The following is a 16268-nucleotide window of genomic DNA, read 5'->3' as shown; positions in this document are numbered from 1 at the left end:
TGACGACCCCTGGCCTGCTCACCGGAACCCTGTTCGCCCTTGCCGCCGGCCTGATGTGGGGGCTGGTCTTCGTCGGCCCGCTGATGCTGCCGGAGTTCCCGGCGGCGCTGCAGTCCTTCGGCCGCTACCTCGCGTTCGGGCTGATCGCGCTGCCGCTCGGCTGGCTCGACCGCGCGCGGCTGTCGCAGCTGACCCGCGCCGACTGGATCGAGGCGCTGAAGCTCGCCGCGGTCGGCAACGTCGTCTACTACCTGTTCCTCGCGAGCGCGATCCAGCGCGCCGGCGGACCCTTGCCGACGATGATCATCGGCACGCTGCCGGTCGTCATCGCGGTCAGCGCCAACCTGCGCGGCAGCGCGAGCGGCGGCGCGCCGATCGCTTGGACGCGGCTGCTGCCGTCGCTCGGGCTGATCGGCGCGGGCATCGCGCTGGTCAACCATGTCGAGATCGCGCAGCTGCGCGCCGACCCGCAAGCCGACCTGGCACGCTATGCGCTGGGCGCGCTGCTCGCGCTCGGGGCCGTCGTCTGCTGGACCTGGTACCCGTTGCGCAATGCCGACTGGCTGCGCGCGCACCCGGACCGCAGCCCGCGCAGCTGGGCCACCGCGCAAGGGCTTGCGACCTTGCCGCTGGCGGTGATCGGCTATGCCGTTACATGGACGTGGACGATGGCGAGCGGGGATGCGTTCGAGATGCCGTTCGGCCCGCGGGCCGGCGATTTCATCGGGCTGATGTTCGCGATCGGACTGTTCGCGTCGTGGCTGGGTACCCTGTGCTGGAACGAAGCCAGCCAGCGCTTGCCGACCGCGCTCGCCGGCCAGCTGATCGTGTTCGAGACCTTGTCGGCGCTGGCCTATGCCTTCGTGCTGCGCCGCAGCTGGCCTCAGAGCGAAACGCTGGCGGGCGTGGCCTTGCTGGTCGCAGGGGTGTTGTGGGCATTGCGCAGCAAGGCGGCGGTGCCGGCCGAGCTGACGTCGGAGCTGCATCCCTGAGCGAGCGCGACTGCCGGTGTCTTCGGCAGCGGCCCGTCATTCGCGGCGTGCGCATCGGCGCTCGGGATCGTGTGGGTCGGGGCCAGCGCAGCGGTGTGCGCGGTGGTCACGACACGGCGGTTGCGGTACCAGGCGCTGACGCGCTCGGCGGCTTGCAGGGTTTCGATGTTCATGATGCGGCAAAGGTCTGGAGGGGAAACAGCCCGGTCGCGCTGCGCACGGCCGGGCTGGAAGCGGTCACGCGGGATCAGTCGTCCCGGCGGTTCGCGAGGTCCTTCGCGGCGTCGCGGACCTTTTCCTTCGCATCGCCATACGTGGCTTGCGACTTGCCGGCCACCTGGTCGGCAATGCCCTCGCCGCGCAGGCGGTCATTGCCCACCACCTTGCCGGCGGCTTCCTTGACCTTGCCCTTGACGTCCTCGACACGACCCTTGACCTGGTCCTTGTTCATGACTGAGCTCCTTGTTCAAGGCAGCGCGGATTGCGCTGCGGTGAACACAGTGTCGGCGCCATGCCAGGGCAGGTCTGTCGGACGCAGCCGCGTTCGATGTCGGACAACTCCGTCCGTTTTTGTGGGTGCCCGGTCCGGCCGGGCTCAGGCGGCGAGGGCCTCGTCGAGCACCTCGACCCAGTGCCGCACCGGGATCGCGGTGCCGCTCTGCAGGTGCTGGATGCAGCCGACATTGGCCGACACGATGGCCTGCGGCTGCAGCGCATCGAGGTGGCCGAGCTTGCGGTCGCGCAGCGGGTACGCCAGCTCGGGTTGCAGCACCGAGTAGGTGCCGGCCGAGCCGCAGCACAGGTGGCTTTCGACCGGCGCGACGCGCACCTCGAAGCCGAGCGTCGTCAGGTGCGTCTCGACGCCGCCGCGCAGCTGCTGGCCATGCTGCAGCGTGCACGGCGGGTGGTAGGCCAGCGAGCGCGGGCCGGCCTGGCCCCCCTGGTCGCCGCGCAGCTTGATGCGCGGCTTCAGCCGCGGCACCAGCTCGGGCAGCAGCTCGCTGAGGTCGCGCGTCATCCCGGCGATGTGCGCCGCTTTCTCGGCGTAGGCCGCATCGCGCGCCAGCGCATGGCCGTAGTCCTTCACGGTGACGCCGCAGCCGGAGGCGTTCATCACGATCGCCTCGACCTGGTTCGACATCACCAGCGGCCACCAGGCGTCGATGTTGCGGCGCATGTCGTCGAGACCGCCGTCGCGGTCGCCCAGGTGGGTGCGGATCGCGCCGCAGCAGCCGGCCTCGTCGGCCACCACCGTCTGGATGCCGGCGGCGTCGAGCACGCGCGCGGTCGCGCTGTTGATGTTGGGCGCCATCGCCGGCTGCACGCAGCCCATCAGCAGCAGCATCTTGCGCGGGTGCTGGCGCGTCGGCCAGCGGTGCGCCGACGCACCGGCACGCGCCGGCACCTTGTTTCGCAACGCGGCCGGCAGCAGCGGCCGCACCGCCTGGCCGAGCTTCAGCGCCGGCGCGAACAGCGGCGAGGTCAGCCCTTCCTTCAGCAGCCAGCGCACCGCGCGTTCGCCGCGCGGGCGCTCGACGCGCGCATCGACCAGCTGGCGGCCGATCTCGACCAGCTCGCCGTACTGCACGCCCGACGGGCAGGTGCTCTCGCAGTTGCGGCAGGTCAGGCAGCGGTCCAGGTGCTGCTGCGTGCTGCGCGTGACCGGCGCGCCTTCCAGCACCTGCTTCATCAGGTAGATGCGCCCGCGTGGACCGTCGAGTTCGTCGCCGAGCAGCTGGTAGGTCGGGCACGTGGCGGTGCAGAAGCCGCAGTGCACGCACTTGCGCAGGATCGCTTCGGCGGCATCGCCGTCGGGCGTTCCCTTGAATTCGGAGGACAGCCTGGTTTGCATCGGTCAGAGATCCGGATAGAGGCGGCCGGGGTTGAACACGCCCTGCGGGTCGAAGGATTTCTTCAGCTCGCGGTGGATGCGGTCGAGCGGTGCGCGCAGCGGCGCGAAGGCGCCGGCCGATTTGTCGTTCGACATGAACAGCGTGGCATGCCCGCCGACCCGCATCGCCGCGTCGCGCACCGAGTCGGCCGGCGCAGCACTGCACAGCCAGCGCTGCGCACCGCCCCATTCGATCAGCTGCTCGCCGGTCACCGCGAGCGGCGGCGCGGTCGGCGGTACCGACAGCCGCCACAGCGCGCCACCCTGCTCCACCGCCTGGCGGGCCTTCACGAAGTACTCGTCGCTCTGGTTGCGCAGCCCGCGCCAGAACGCGATGGCCTGCGTAGGCTCGATCACGTCGCCGCCGAGCGCGACCAGCGCCGACTGCACCGCCGCGAGCGCGCCGCGCAGCCGCACGACGAGCATGCCGTCCCACCAGGCGCTGGCGTTGATCGGCAGCGGCAGCCCGCTCCATTCGTTGATCTTCTGCATCGCGCTGATCTGCGCCAGCTCGAAACGCACGGTGGCGGTGGCCGGGGCCAGCGGCAGCACCTTCAGCGACACCTCGAGGATCACGCCCAGCGTGCCGAGCGAGCCGGCCAGCAGCCGCGAGACGTCGTAGCCGGCGACGTTCTTCATCACCTGGCCGCCGAAGCTGAGCACCTCGGCGCGGCCGTTCAGCAGCGTCGCGCCGAGCACGTAGTCGCGCACCGCGCCGACCGACGCGCGCGGCGGCCCCGACAGGCCGGCCGCCACCATGCCGCCGACCGTGCTGCCCGGCCCGAAGTGCGGCGGCTCGAACGGCAGGTACTGGTTCTTCTCGGCCAGCGCGGCTTCGAGCGTCGCGAGCGAGGTGCCGCAGCGCGCGGTGACGACCAGCTCGGTCGGCTCGTAGCTGGAGATGCCTTCGAGCACCGTGGTGTCGAGGATCTCGCCCTGCGGCGGCTCGCCGTAGAAATCCTTCGTGCCGCCGCCGCGGATGCGCAGCTGCGCCCCGGCGGCGCGGGCGGCCTCGACCTGGTCGATCAGGATGCGCAGGGCGGGGTCCGTGATGCGGGTGTCGAGGCGGGGTCCCGGATTGGCATCCGGGCTGCGTACGGTCGGGTCCATCATCAGAACCTCGGGATGTCGGCGAACGGCAGCAGGCCGCGCTTCACGTGCATGCGGCCGTACTCCGCGCAGCGCACGAGCGTCGGGATCACCTTGCCGGGGTTCAGCAACCCGGCCGGGTCGAAGGCGCGCTTGACGGCCGTCATCTGCTCGCGCTCGGCGTCGGAGAACTGCACGCACATCGACGACAGCTTCTCGACGCCGACGCCGTGCTCGCCGGTCACCGAGCCGCCCATCGCGACGCTGGTCTCCAGGATGTCGGCACCGAACAGCTCGCAGCGGTGCAGCTGGTCGGGGTCGTTCGCGTCGAACAGGATCAGCGGGTGCAGGTTGCCGTCGCCGGCATGGAACACGTTCGCGCAGCGCAGCCCGTACTTCTTCTCCATCTCGCCGATCGCCAGCAGGATGTCGGCCAGCCGCCGGCGCGGGATCGTCGAGTCCATGCACATGTAGTCGGGGCTGATGCGTCCGCTCGCCGGGAAGGCGTTCTTGCGACCGCTCCAGAAGCGCAGCCGCTGCGCCTCGTCCTTGCTGACCTCCATGCGCGACGCGCCGCTGCCGGCCAGCACGTCCAGCATGCGGCCGATCTCCTCGGCCACTTCCTCGGGCGTGCCGTCGCTCTCGCACAGCAGGATGGCCTGCGCGTTCAGGTCGTAGCCGGCGTGCACGAAGTCCTCGACCGCGGCCGTCATCGGCTTGTCCATCATCTCGAGCCCGGCCGGGATGATGCCGGCGGCGATCACGTTCGCGACCGCGTCGCCGGCCTGCCGGATGTCGTCGAAGCTGGCCATGATGCAGCGCGCGAGCAGCGGCTTGGGCACCAGCTTCACGGTGACCTCGGTGACGACCGCGAGCATGCCTTCGCTGCCGACCAGCACCGACATCAGGTCGAGCCCGGCCGCGTCGAGCGCTTCGGAGCCGAACTCCACCGGCTCGCCCTGCCCGGTGTAGCCGCGCACGCGCAGCACGTTGTGCACCGTCAGGCCGTACTTCAGGCAGTGCACGCCACCGGAGTTCTCGGCCACGTTGCCGCCGATGCTGCAGGCGATCTGGCTGCTCGGGTCGGGCGCGTAGTACAGGCCGTACGGCGCGGCCGCCTCGCTGATCGCGAGGTTGCGCACGCCGCACTGCACGGTGGCGGTGCGGGCCAGCACGTCGACCTTCAGGATGCGGTTGAACTTCGCAAGGCTGAGCGTGACGCCCAGCGCATGCGGCAACGCGCCGCCGCTCAGCCCGGTGCCGGCGCCGCGCGCGACCACCGGCACGCCGAGCCGGTCGCAGGCGCGCAGCACGGCGGCCACCTGGTCCTCGGTCTCGGGCAGCACCACCACCAGCGGCTGCTGGCGGTACGCGGTGAGGCCGTCGCATTCGTACGGCACGGTGTCTTCGCTGCGCGACAGCAGCGCATGCGCCGGCAGCAGAGGCGCCAGTTCGGCGACCACCTGCGCGCGGCGCTGCGCGCGCTGGTCTGCGCTCGGGGCGTCCGGGCCGGCCGGGGCGGGGGCCGCCGCCGTGGTGTCGTCGGCGGTGGCGGTGGCGTCGGTCACCAGGGCGGGCAGGGGAGCATTCACAGGGTCAGGTCTCCGACGTCGGCCTGTTGAACAAGCCCACGACTGTAGCGCGTGCCCCGGTGGGCGCGGTTCAGGCCGCGGCCGTGAAGACCGTCAGCACGCCGGTGTAGCCGTACAGGTGGTGGCGGGCGATCTCGCCGGCGGCGAAGAAGCCGACCAGCGGCACGTCGCCGAGTGCGCGCCGCACGATCGCGAGCTCGGCCGACGGCGCGCCGAAATGCGGGCCGCCGCGCCCGGCGCAGCTCACGTAGATGGCGCCGGCCATGCGCCGCGCCGCATGCGGTGTCGAGCTGCCGTCGGGCCCCTGCTGCAGCGCGAGCGCGGTCTCGCGCGGCATCGTCTCGGGCTCCAGTTCCTCGCGGATCTCGCTGCAGATGCGCACCAGGTCGCGCCGGGCCGCCTCGGTGCTGCGGGTGCAGAACGCGAGGTGCATGCCGGGCTCGATGGTGTCGCCGACCGCGACGCCGCGTTGCTGCGGGTCGATGCCGACCAGGTGGCGCACCCGCGTGTCGGTGCCGAACTGCCCGGGCCGCGCCATCAGGTCGTCGCGGGGGGCGCTCAGGCCGACCAGCGTCTGGCGCAGCCGCGGCAGTGCCTCGCGCGGTTCGTCGCCGGCGATCTGCAGGTCGCGCAGCAGGCAGTCCAGCGCCGGCTCGCCGTCGAGTTGCGCGACCACGTTGCGCTCGCCCTGCGTGATGCGGCGCGCCGGGCCGACCGGCTGGCAGCCCTGCGTCACGCGCGAGACCAGCGTCACCTCGCGGCCGAACGCGACGCCCGACAGTCCGCCGTCGAACACGCCGTCGGCGAGGTGCAGCGCCTGCGTGCGGGCCGACGCGAGGCCGCCGAACAGGTAGCCGGTGGCGGTGCGGTCGCTCATCTCGGCGATCAGCTCGGCGAGGTCGGTGGCGGCCGGGTCGGCATGCACGAGCGCGGTGCTGGCTGCGAAGCCGCCGTCGCTGTGCAGCGGCGCGGCGCCCGAGAACACGCGGAACTGCTCGCGCGGCAGGTCGGACAGCATCAGCGCGAGCGCCGGCTCGTCGAAGTACTCGACGCCGTTGGCCGCGATGCCGACGCCGACCGAACCGACCCAGGCCACGCCCGGCCAGCGCTGGCGCAGCTCGGCCAGCAACTCGGCCGCGTGCGGCGCGTAGTGGTCGGTCAGGTAGACCCAGCCGAGCGTCGGCTCGCTGATGTGCGCGCCGGCGGGATCGGCGCGCTGCGCATCGATCTGCGCGGCCGACAGCGCCAGCGCCATGCGCCAGTCGGGATGGGTCGCGTGCGCGTGGGCGAAGAGCTTCATCGCGTGGCGCCTCAGGTGCGCGGCGCGGCGCGCTTGCGGGCCGGGGCCGATCGGGCCGCCGCGCGGGCGCCCGATTTCGCGACCGTCTTCGCGGCCACGCCGGCCGCGGCCTTCGCGGTCTTGACGGCCACCTGGCCGGGCATCGTCGCCGCGCGCTTCAGGGTTTGCCCGGCGGCATCGACCGATTGCTTGACCAGCGCGCCGGCCAGGTTGCGCGCCGCATCGGTCGCGCTGTCCTTCATCGCGCCGGCGGCCAGTTCGGTGAACTGCTTGGTCAGCGCGCCCCACCATTGCATCGGGTCGACGGCGGCCGGGTTCGCGGCGGGCTGGGCACTCGCCTTCGCGTTCGCCCGTGCCGCGGGCTTGCGCGTTGCCGGCGGCTCGGCGGGTTCCGCCGACGCTGGTGCCGAGGCCGGTGCCGGCGGCCGCACCGTCAGCGAGTCGCGCAGGTCTTCCATCTGCACGTTCATCGTCTTCAGCGTCGACAGGGTCATGCGCTGCACCTCGAGCGCCTGGATGGTCGCGCCCAGCATGCGGGCGTTCTGCTCGAGCCAGAACTGCACGGTGCGCAACTCCTCGATGCGCTTCTCGAGCTCTTCGGGGTTCAGCGTCGGCGCGACCCACTGGCCGATGTTCGGCAGCGCCGCGCCGGCGTTCTTCACGAGCCCCTGCAGGAAGTCGAAACCGGGCACCAGCTTCGTGAAGTTCGGGGCCTCGGCCATGGTGTCTCCTTGTAAGCAATTGCTGTTTTTCGACAGGCGATTGTGCACGCCTCGCTCGGCCTCCATCCATCATGGTCAGCCCCCGTGCGCAACCCCCTAACCCGCTCGACCTGACAACTCTTGCAGGTCGAGGGCTATCTGCGTTGACGGGCCCCGGCTTCTGGCCGACCCTGCGTGGGCGCCGCTGACTGTCGGCGCGTTTGCTTCCAACCTCACAAGGGATGAAACATGACACAGCGATCCATGCATCGAAACTCTCTGCGCGGGGTGTTGTCAGCCCTGCTGGTCCTGACCGGCGCCACCGCGCTGTCGGCCCATGCCGGCGTCCTGCCGGCGGCAGCGGCGGCCCAGAGCATCACCGCAGTAACGCAGGCCGACGTCCCCGTTCCCACCGACCGGTTGATCATCAAGTACCGCAGCGGCGCCGCCGGCGCCGCCTCCACCGCTTCCACTGCCGAACGCAGCGTGCTGCACCGCAGCGCCCAGGATGTCGCGCTGCGGGCCGGCGTGCAGATGCAGCTGTTGCGCATCGGCGCGCTCGACACCCACGTGATGAAGCTCGACCGCCGGCTGCCGCAGGCCGACGTGGCGCAGATCGCGCGCGACATCGCGGCGTCGGATCCGAACGTCGAGTACGCCGAGCCCGACCGCATCCTGCGCGCGATGTTCACGCCGAACGACACGCAGTACGGCCAGCAGTGGCAGTACTTCGAGGCCACCGCCGGGCTGAGGCTGCCGGCCGCGTGGGACAAGTCCACCGGCACCGGCGTCGTGGTGTCGGTGATCGACACCGGCTACCGGCCGCATGCCGACCTCGCGGCCAACATCCTGCCGGGCTACGACTTCATCGCCGACACCGCCACCGCGAACGACGGCGGCGGGCGCGACAGCGATGCGTCCGACCCCGGCGACTGGATCACCGCCGGCGAATGCGGCAGCGGCATCCCGGCCGAATCGAGCAGCTGGCACGGCACCCACGTGGCCGGCACGATCGCGGCGGTGACCAACAACGCGAACGGCGTCGCCGGCGTGGCATTCAACGCCAAGGTGGTGCCGGCGCGCGTGCTCGGCAAGTGCGGCGGCTACACCTCGGACATCGCAGCGGCCATCATCTGGGCCTCGGGCGGCACGGTCAGCGGCATTCCCGCCAATGCCAACCCGGCGCGGGTGATCAACATGTCGCTCGGCGGCAGCGGTGCCTGCGACACCACGTCGCAGAACGCCATCAACTCCGCGCGCAGTCGCAACACGGTGGTGGTGGTGGCGGCCGGCAACAGCAATGCCAACGCGTCCGGCTTCTCGCCGGCGAGCTGCAGCGGCGTCATCACCGTGGCGGCCACGAACCGCAGCGGCGGGCGGGCCTACTACTCGAACTACGGCAGCATCGTCGACGTGGCGGCCCCCGGCGGCGACGTGCGCACGAGCGCGGCGAACGGCATCCTGTCGACGCTGAACTCGGGGGCGACGACGCCGGGCTCGGACATCTACGAGTACTACCAGGGCACGTCGATGGCGACGCCCCACGTGGTGGGCGTGGTGGCGCTGATGCTGTCGAAGAACCCGTCGCTGACGCCGGACCAGGTGGAGACGCTGCTGAAGTCGTCGTCGCGTGCGTTCCCGGCCACCTGCTCGCAGTGCGGAGCGGGGCTGGTGGATGCCAATGCGGCGGTGGATGCGGCAGGGGGCGGCACCACGAACCCGCCGACGCCGGTGACGGACACCGAGTCGAACAACACGCTCGCGACGGCGCAGGCGGTGAACCGGAACTCGCTGGTGTCGGGCACGATGGCCAACAGCAGCGACTCCGATTACTTCAAGGTGACGGTGGCCAGCGGTGCCTCGCTGACCGCGACGCTGACGCCGAACACCAGCTCCGACTACGACCTGTACATCTACAACGCGAGCGGCACGCAGCTCGCGAAGAGCGAGAAGAGCACGGGCCAGGTCGATGCGGCGACCGCGACCAACAGCGGGGCGAGCACGACGTTCTACGTGCGCGTGCTGTACTACAGCGGCGGCACCGGCGCGACGAACGGCAAGTACACCTTGCTGATCAACTGAGCCTGAACCGGCGTTGAGTTCGTGGCCCGGATGCCGATCCGGGGGCATTCGTTGCACCGCTCCCGGATCGGCATCCGGGCCACGGCTCTCAACGTTTGAAGACGATGCGCTCGACGCGGTAGCCGCGGGCCTTGAGCAGCGCCGGGAGGCCCTGCGGCCCGATCATGTGCAGGCTGCCGACGGCGGCGAACACCCGTTCGCCGCCGTCGTGCCAGGCCGCGACCTGCTCGGCCATCGCCGGGTTGCGCTCGTCGAGCATGCGCTTCATGTCGCGCCGGTCGTCGGCGGTCTTCATGCAGTCGCACCAGCTCGCGTAGCGTTCCAGCTCGTCGAGCCTGCTGCCCGACCAGACGTCGGCGATGCGCTTCAGCATGCGCCGCGTCTGCCCCTTCTCCAGGTCGGCCAGCGTGCGGTCGATCATCTCGACGCGTTCTTCCGGCGTGCCGCCGGTCAGCATCTCGAGCTGCATCTCCGGCGTCTCCAGCGACACCACCTGCTTGCCCAGCTGGTGCCCGAGCAGCGCGATGAACGCGTCGATGCCGTAGGCCGGGTCCAGCCCGTCGGCGCGGCCGGCGGTGACCGCCAGGTTCAGCGCCAGCAGCACCGGGCTCAGCGACTGGCTGATCGCATCGGGAATGCAGGCTGCGCGGGCCTGGCCCTGCAGGCGTTGCTCCAGCGCCTGCGGCAGCGGCTCGCCGCCGCCCGGTCCCTGCGCGGCGCCGAGCCGCCGCGCGATGTCGGCATCGGTCACGTCGAGTTCGAGCGCGATGCGTTCGCTCTCGCGCAGCGCGGCCGCGACGGCCGGCCCGGGGATCACCCAGTCGGGCCGCGCGACGTGCATCGTGCCGTACAGCCAGGAATCGTGGCCGCCCTTGCTGATGCGCCACAGGAAGCCGCGGTCGCGCGCGCCGCCGGGCTCGGACTGCGCCTTCAGCGCGCGCGCCGCCTGGGCGGCGGCCTGCCGGGCGCAGGCGGCGTCGGCGTCCTGCGCAGGCGCGGTGGTGGCGAACCACAGCAGCGGGAGGGCGGCCATCAGCCGGCGCGCGAGGGCAAGGGTGGAAGGCATCATGGACTGCACTGTAGCCAAGCTGCGCCACAATCCGCGGCACGATGCGCAGCCTGTTTCACCTCGCCTTCCACGTCACCGACCTCGATGCCGCGCGCCGCTTCTACGGCGGCGTGCTCGGCTGCCGCGAGGGCCGCAGCACCGACAGCTGGGTCGACTTCGACTTCTTCGGCCACCAGCTCTCGCTGCACCTGGGCGAACCGTTCGCGACCACGGACACCGGCCGCGTCGGCGCCCACCTGGTGCCGATGCCGCACCTCGGCGTGGTGCTGGAGCTGCCCGACTGGCAGGCGCTCGCGCAGCGCCTGCAGGCGGCAGGCACCGCGTTCGTGCTGCCGCCCGGCGTGCGCTTCGAGAACCAGCCGGGCGAGCAGTGGACGATGTTCTTCCGCGATCCGTCGGGCAACCCGATCGAGGTCAAGGGCTTCCGGTCGCTGGACGGCGTCTACGACCACTGAGACATCACCGTTCGGGCTGAGCCTGTCCTTCGACAAGCTCAGGACGATCGGGGGTCACGCTTCGGCAGCAACCCTTCGACAGGCTCAGGGCGAACGGGTGGAGAGCCCATCAACTTGCCTCGTTGGGCGCTGCGCCGCCTTGCCGCACCTGCTGGTCGATCGCGCCGAACAGCGACTGGCCGTCGGGGCCCTTCATCTCGATGCGGATCGTGTCGCCGAACTGCATGAACCCGGTCTTCGGCTCGCCGCTCTCGATGGTTTCGATCGCGCGCTTCTCGGCGATGCAGCTGTAGCCGCGGGACCAGTCCTTGTTGCTCACGGTGCCGCTGCCGACGATGCTGCCGGCGCGCACGTTGCGCGTCTTGCAGATGTGGGCGATCAGCTGGCCGAAGTGGAAGGTCATCTCGTCGCCGGCATCGCACAGCCCGACCTTCCTGCCGTTCCAGGTGCTCTGCAGCGGCAGGTGCACGCGGCCGCCCTTCCACGCGCCGCCGAGTTCGTCGGGCGTCACCGCGACCGGGCTGAACGCCGTGGCCGGCTTGCTCTGGAAGAAGCCGAAACCCTTGGCCAGCTCGGCCGGGATCAGCTGGCGCAGCGACACGTCGTTCGCCAGCATCAGCAGCCGCACGCCCTCCAGCGCCTGCTCCGGCGTGCTGCCCATCGGCACGTCGCCGGTGACCACCGCGACCTCGGCCTCGAAGTCGATGCCCATCTTCTCGCTCGGCACGACGATGTCGTCGCAGGCGCCGATGAAGTCGTCGCTGCCACCCTGGTACATCAGCGGGTCGGTGTAGAAGCTCTCCGGCACCTCGGCATTGCGCGCCTTGCGCACCAGCTCGACGTGGTTGATGAAGGCCGAGCCGTCGGCCCACTGGTAGGCGCGCGGCAGCGGCGCGGCGCACAGCTTCGGGTCGAACGGGAACGCATGGCGCGCCTTGCCGTGGTTCAGCGTGACGAACAGGTCTTCGAGCTGCGGCGACAGGAAGTTCCAGTCGTCCAGCACCTGCTGCAGCCGGGTGGCGATGCCGGTGGCGTAGTGGGCGGTGCCGAGGTCGCGGGAGACGACGACGAGCTGGCCGTCGCGCGAGCCGTCCTTGTAGGTGGCGAGTTTCATCGGGTGTCCGTAGGATCGGGAGAATCGGTGAATCGGAGGTCAAGGCATGCGATTTGCCGTATTGTCGATGCCCGAACGGTCCCCACCTGTTTCCTGTCACCCACCGGCACCTGTCGCCCCGCCTCCATTGCGAATCCTGCCCCCGCTCACCGCCCTGTCCCTCGTGCTGCTGATGCATGCCGCCGCCTGGCAGGGCGTCGCAGGCAACGCGCCGGCCCGGCGTTCCGACCTGGTGGTGTCGGCGATGCAGGTGCGCACGGTAGCGTCGGTCCCCGCCGCGGCGCCGGCCGTGGCAACGGTTGCGGCAACGGTTGCCGCCGTGGCCGTTCCAGCGCCGGCCGCGCCGCGCCGCGCTGCCGCACCGGCACCCGCCGAGGAACTGCAGCCATCCGACGCGCCGACGCTGGTGGCCGCGGCCCCGGCGGCCTCGTCGGTGACGACCGCCGCGGCCAACGAGGCCGAGACCGCGCCGGTCTACCCGACCCGGTTGCCGCCGTCCGCGCTGCTGCGCTTCGACCTGCGCCGCAGCGGCTTCAGCGGGCGCAGCGAGTTGCAATGGCAGAACCTGAGCGCGCAGGGCCAGTACCAGGTGCGCCTCGAGGGCAGCGTCGCCGGCTTCCGCGTCTTCACCTGGGCCAGCCAGGGGCGGGTCGACAAGGCCGGCATCGCGCCGCTGCGCTTCACCGACGAGCGCCGCGGCAAGTCGCTGCAGGCCGCCAATTTCCAGCGCGAGGCCGGCAAGATCACGTTCTCCGGCCCGAGCACCGAATACCCGCTGCTCGCCGGCGCGCAGGACCGCCTCAGCTGGATGATCCAGCTCGGCGCGGTGCTGAACGCCCGCGGCGCGCCGCCTGCCGCCGGCGAGCGGCTGTCGTTCTTCGTGGCCGGGGCCAAGGGCGAAGGCGAGGTCTGGCACTTCGTCGGGCAAGGCCTGCAGACGCTGAGCCTGCAGGACCAGCCGACGCCGGCATGGCGCTTCGTGCGCGAACCGCGCAAGCCGCACGACACGCGCATCGAGGTGTGGCTCGATCCGGCCCGCCACTACCTGCCGGTGCGCTACCGGCAAAGCAGCGATGGCACGAGCGACGTGCTCGACCTGATCCTGCAAGAGATGCAGATCGCCTCCTGACCCGCACCTGGGGCGCGACTTGAAAAACCGGCCCTGCCCCACCACCTGCCCTTGAAGGAGGAGCCTTCCATGCACATGCTCTACAACTCGGACAACTTCGTCGTGGTGCAGTTCGACAACACGCAGGGCGCGAGCGCGGTGCGCGAAGAATCGCTGATGCGCGGCGGCTACGAGATCGTCGACAAGTTCGCCCGCAAGGAGATCTTCATCGAAGGGGCGCTGGCCGAAAGCTTCAAGCAGGGCGTCGAGGCGTTGATCGAAAGCTCGCCCACCGAAGAGGAGATGGACGACTTCCTCGAGCGTTTCTCGCCGTTGATGCAACACCCGCTCGTCCTCCACTAGGCGATTCGCTGACAGATTTGTAAAGCCGGTCCCCTCTTCCGGCGGTTGGGCTTGCCGCCCGGCGCGGGCTGCGCCAAGATCGCCCGCACCGCAGGAGGACCCATGGCATCCCGCCAGCTCGATGCACGCATGCTGCTGTCGCCCGGCCTCAAAGAGGCGCCGGTGCTCGACCGCATGTGCTCGCAGTTCGTGCTGACGCTCACGGTGCGGCACGCCGGGCGCTTCAACCTGCGGCGCGACTGGAACAGCCTGCTGTCGCTGACCGGGCGCCACCTGGTGTGGCCGGCCAGCGTGCTCGCGCGGCTGCGCGATTTCCTGAAGACCCGCTGCAAGGGCAACGAGCACTGGCGCGGCCACGAGGCGCTGGCCGACGAGGCCTTCATGGCGCGCCACGGCGCATGGCGCGGTCCGTACGAAGAAGGCACGCTGTTCTTCTACGTCGACGAGTACATCAAGGACGCGCCGAAGGACCTGCTCGCGGTGCTCGGCGCCACCGCCGACTGGCTCGACCGCAGCCTGAAGAAGGAGTCGACGCTGGTCCAGAAGAACATCGACGCGCTGGCCGGCCTGCTGCAGCTGAACCCGGCCGAGCGCGCGCTGCTGCTGTACGGCACGCTCGCGCGCTACCAGCGCGACCTGCGCGGGCTGCTGGTCGAGTTCAAGGTTTCGAACGCGCAGGAGGCCTATGCCGCGATCGCCGCGGTGGCCGGCGTCAACGAGCAGGACGTCGCCGAGGCGCTGCGCGCCGGCTCGCGCCTCGAGCGCATCGGCATGGTCGAGAACCTGATCTCCGAGCACAACATCACCGACCTGGCCGACCTGATGAAGGTCAGCGAGCAGCTGCCGCCGGTGCTGATGCGGCACTACGCCGGCCCGTCCGACCTGATGGCGGTGTTCACCCGGCCGGCCACCCGCAGCGAGCTGCAGGCCGGCGACTTCCATTACGTCGGCGACGACCAGCGCGTGCTGACCGCGCTGCTGCGCAATGCGGTCGCGCGCAAGGCGGCCGGCGTCAACGTGCTGCTGTACGGCCCGCCCGGCACCGGCAAGACCGAGCTCGCCAAGGTGGCGGCGCAGGCCGCGGGGCTGGAGCTCTACGAGGTGGAGTACGCCGACCGCGACGGCAACTCGCTGTCGGGCCGCGACCGCTACCGCTCGCTGCAGATCAGCCAGGTGTTCCTGAAGGGCGGGAACCGGGTCGCGCTGCTGTTCGACGAGGTCGAGGACGTGTTCCCGCCGGTCTCCACCGATGCCGCGCAGCTGATGGCGCGCATGGACACCGGCGATGGCGTCGTCTCGGGCAGCGTCAGCGGCAAGGCCTGGGTCAACCAGATCCTCGAGACCAACCCGGTGCCGGTGATCTGGGTCACCAACCGCATCGAGCAGATCGACCCGGCATTCCGCCGCCGCTTCCAGTACCACCTCGAACTGAAATCGCCGCCGCCGGGCGCGCGCGAGGCGCTGGTGACGCGCGCGCTGGTCGACGTGCCGGTGTCCGGCGGCTTCGCGGCGCGGCTGGCCGAGCGGCGCGGGCTGACGCCGGCGCAGGTGCGCACCGCGGTGAAGTTCGCGCGGCTTGCCGCCGAGGACGCCGATGGGCCGGCCATCGAATCGCTGATCGAGCGCCAGCTGGGGCATGCCGACAAGGCGCTCGGCAACGGCCTCCCGGGCCGCGGCGCGCGCCATGTCGTCACCACGTACGACCTCGACCTCGTCCACACCGAATCGCGCTTCGAGCTGGCCCGCATCATCGAGGCGCTGCGCCGCAAGGGCCACGGCACACTGTGCTTCCACGGGCCGCCGGGCACCGGCAAGACCGCGCTGGCCGAGCACATCGCGCAGCAGCTGCAGCGCCCGCTGCTGATCCGCCAGGCCTCCGACATCGTCAGCAAGTTCGTCGGCGAGACCGAGCAGAACATGGCGCGCATGTTCGACGAGGCGCAGGCCGAGCAGGCGGTGCTGTTGCTCGACGAGGCCGACAGCTTCCTGCGCAGCCGCCGCATGGCCGAGCGCAACTACGAGCTCAGCGAGGTCAACGAGATGCTGCAGGGCATGGAGCGCTTCAGTGGCGTCTTCATCTGCACGACCAACCTGTTCGACGAGCTCGACGAGGCGGCGCTGCGCCGCTTCACGTTCAAGATCCGGTTCCTGCCGCTGACCGCGGCGCAGCGCGAGCGCATGTTCATTGCCGAGGCGCTGGGCGGCGACGCGACATTGCTGGATGACGAGCAGCGCGGCCGGCTGGCGCTGCTGGACCTGCTGGCCCCCGGCGATTTCGCCGCGGTGCGGCGCCAGATCGACGTGCTGGGGGAAGCGTTCACTCCGGCCGAATTCCTGTCCCAGCTTGAATCGGAACACCGCGTGAAACCCGAGGTTCGGCAGCGCCGCGGGATCGGCTTCATGCACTGAGCGCCGATCGCGCTCGCGCGCCTCAAGCCCGGGTCGGGCCGGCCGATAACGACCGAACGACCTGGAGCGGCGAGTTCGATGGACGAGGCATTCATTCCTTGGA

General features: G+C 70.9%; 14 protein-coding genes. 6 read left to right on the top strand and 8 right to left on the bottom strand.

Annotated features, from left to right (window positions below; all coding sequences use genetic code 11):
* The first annotated feature begins 14 nt into the window (after window positions 1-14).
* The gene (locus FHT26_RS21555) at window positions 15-992 is read left to right on the top strand and encodes a DMT family transporter (protein WP_168562270.1); all 978 of its coding nucleotides are present in this window, start codon (window positions 15-17) and stop codon (window positions 990-992) included.
* Window positions 993-1239: 247 nt separating this feature from the next.
* Here FHT26_RS21555 and FHT26_RS21550 read toward each other — a convergent pair whose 3' ends face one another.
* The 6 genes from FHT26_RS21550 to FHT26_RS21525 all read right to left on the bottom strand — a co-directional run bounded on the left by FHT26_RS21550 (window position 1240) and on the right by FHT26_RS21525 (window position 7586).
* Window positions 1240-1443, bottom strand: a complete 204-nt coding sequence (locus FHT26_RS21550; protein ID WP_168562154.1) for a CsbD family protein — start codon at window positions 1441-1443, stop codon at window positions 1240-1242.
* Between the two features lie 144 nt (window positions 1444-1587).
* Complete coding sequence (gene glcF, locus FHT26_RS21545; protein WP_168562153.1) at window positions 1588-2844, bottom strand: glycolate oxidase subunit GlcF; 1257 nt, start codon at window positions 2842-2844, stop codon at window positions 1588-1590.
* Between the two features lie 3 nt (window positions 2845-2847).
* Window positions 2848-3993 (bottom strand): glycolate oxidase subunit GlcE, encoded by a 1146-nt coding sequence (gene glcE, locus FHT26_RS21540; RefSeq protein WP_168562152.1) that lies wholly within the window; start codon window positions 3991-3993, stop codon window positions 2848-2850.
* A 2-nt stretch (window positions 3994-3995) separates the two neighbouring features.
* Window positions 3996-5540, bottom strand: a complete 1545-nt coding sequence (locus FHT26_RS21535) for an FAD-linked oxidase C-terminal domain-containing protein (RefSeq protein WP_168562269.1) — start codon at window positions 5538-5540, stop codon at window positions 3996-3998.
* Between the two features lie 94 nt (window positions 5541-5634).
* Window positions 5635-6864 (bottom strand): FIST signal transduction protein, encoded by a 1230-nt coding sequence (locus FHT26_RS21530; RefSeq protein WP_168562151.1) that lies wholly within the window; start codon window positions 6862-6864, stop codon window positions 5635-5637.
* Window positions 6865-6875: 11 nt separating this feature from the next.
* Entirely contained in the window at window positions 6876-7586 is a 711-nt protein-coding gene (locus FHT26_RS21525; protein ID WP_168562150.1) for a PhaM family polyhydroxyalkanoate granule multifunctional regulatory protein, read from the bottom strand.
* Between the two features lie 243 nt (window positions 7587-7829).
* On the opposite strand from FHT26_RS21525, the gene FHT26_RS21520 reads away from it, so the two are divergent.
* A complete protein-coding gene (locus tag FHT26_RS21520; RefSeq protein WP_168562149.1) occupies window positions 7830-9647 on the top strand; it encodes a S8 family peptidase in 1818 nt (605 codons plus the stop codon).
* A gap of 88 nt (window positions 9648-9735) precedes the next feature.
* On the opposite strand, the gene FHT26_RS21515 is transcribed toward FHT26_RS21520, so the two are convergent.
* Window positions 9736-10713 carry a TraB/GumN family protein gene (locus tag FHT26_RS21515; RefSeq protein WP_168562148.1) on the bottom strand — a complete coding sequence of 326 codons (978 nt, stop codon included), beginning with the start codon at window positions 10711-10713 and terminating at the stop codon, window positions 9736-9738.
* A gap of 44 nt (window positions 10714-10757) precedes the next feature.
* Here FHT26_RS21515 and FHT26_RS21510 point away from each other — a divergent pair, with 44 nt between their 5' ends.
* The gene (locus FHT26_RS21510) at window positions 10758-11171 is read left to right on the top strand and encodes a VOC family protein (protein WP_168562147.1); all 414 of its coding nucleotides are present in this window, start codon (window positions 10758-10760) and stop codon (window positions 11169-11171) included.
* A 109-nt stretch (window positions 11172-11280) separates the two neighbouring features.
* On the opposite strand, the gene FHT26_RS21505 is transcribed toward FHT26_RS21510, so the two are convergent.
* Window positions 11281-12285: a fumarylacetoacetate hydrolase family protein gene (locus FHT26_RS21505; protein ID WP_168562146.1), complete on the bottom strand. Its 1005-nt coding sequence runs from the start codon at window positions 12283-12285 to the stop codon at window positions 11281-11283.
* Between the two features lie 127 nt (window positions 12286-12412).
* On the opposite strand from FHT26_RS21505, the gene FHT26_RS21500 reads away from it, so the two are divergent.
* From FHT26_RS21500 to FHT26_RS21490, 3 genes are all read left to right on the top strand, one after another.
* On the top strand, window positions 12413-13414 hold the full coding sequence (locus FHT26_RS21500) for a DUF3108 domain-containing protein (RefSeq protein WP_168562145.1): 1002 nt from the start codon (window positions 12413-12415) through the stop codon (window positions 13412-13414).
* 69 nt (window positions 13415-13483) lie between these two features.
* The gene (locus tag FHT26_RS21495) at window positions 13484-13756 is read left to right on the top strand and encodes a BTH_I0359 family protein (protein WP_168562144.1); all 273 of its coding nucleotides are present in this window, start codon (window positions 13484-13486) and stop codon (window positions 13754-13756) included.
* A 102-nt stretch (window positions 13757-13858) separates the two neighbouring features.
* Complete coding sequence (locus FHT26_RS21490) at window positions 13859-16165, top strand: ATP-binding protein (RefSeq protein WP_168562143.1); 2307 nt, start codon at window positions 13859-13861, stop codon at window positions 16163-16165.
* The last annotated feature ends 103 nt before the right edge of the window (window positions 16166-16268 follow it).

This window comes from Rhizobacter sp. SG703 (genome assembly GCF_012275445.1).
Lineage (GTDB): Bacteria > Pseudomonadota > Gammaproteobacteria > Burkholderiales > Burkholderiaceae_C > Rhizobacter.
The sequence above is the reverse complement of the archived record's forward strand: the minus strand, read 5'-3'. Positions and strand labels throughout refer to the sequence as shown.

What these genes read in the sequence shown, in the direction of transcription:
- FHT26_RS21550 (WP_168562154.1), bottom strand. Translation starts at nt 1,443, where the DNA reads ATGAACAAGGACCAGGTCAAGGGTCGTGTCGAGGACGTCAAGGGCAAG.
- glcF (WP_168562153.1), bottom strand. Translation starts at nt 2,844, where the DNA reads ATGCAAACCAGGCTGTCCTCCGAATTCAAGGGAACGCCCGACGGCGAT.
- glcE (WP_168562152.1), bottom strand. Translation starts at nt 3,993, where the DNA reads ATGGACCCGACCGTACGCAGCCCGGATGCCAATCCGGGACCCCGCCTC.
- FHT26_RS21530 (WP_168562151.1), bottom strand. Translation starts at nt 6,864, where the DNA reads ATGAAGCTCTTCGCCCACGCGCACGCGACCCATCCCGACTGGCGCATG.
- FHT26_RS21525 (WP_168562150.1), bottom strand. Translation starts at nt 7,586, where the DNA reads ATGGCCGAGGCCCCGAACTTCACGAAGCTGGTGCCCGGTTTCGACTTC.
- FHT26_RS21520 (WP_168562149.1), top strand. Translation starts at nt 7,830, where the DNA reads ATGCATCGAAACTCTCTGCGCGGGGTGTTGTCAGCCCTGCTGGTCCTG.
- FHT26_RS21515 (WP_168562148.1), bottom strand. Translation starts at nt 10,713, where the DNA reads ATGCCTTCCACCCTTGCCCTCGCGCGCCGGCTGATGGCCGCCCTCCCG.
- FHT26_RS21510 (WP_168562147.1), top strand. Translation starts at nt 10,758, where the DNA reads ATGCGCAGCCTGTTTCACCTCGCCTTCCACGTCACCGACCTCGATGCC.
- FHT26_RS21505 (WP_168562146.1), bottom strand. Translation starts at nt 12,285, where the DNA reads ATGAAACTCGCCACCTACAAGGACGGCTCGCGCGACGGCCAGCTCGTC.
- FHT26_RS21495 (WP_168562144.1), top strand. Translation starts at nt 13,484, where the DNA reads ATGCACATGCTCTACAACTCGGACAACTTCGTCGTGGTGCAGTTCGAC.
- FHT26_RS21490 (WP_168562143.1), top strand. Translation starts at nt 13,859, where the DNA reads ATGGCATCCCGCCAGCTCGATGCACGCATGCTGCTGTCGCCCGGCCTC.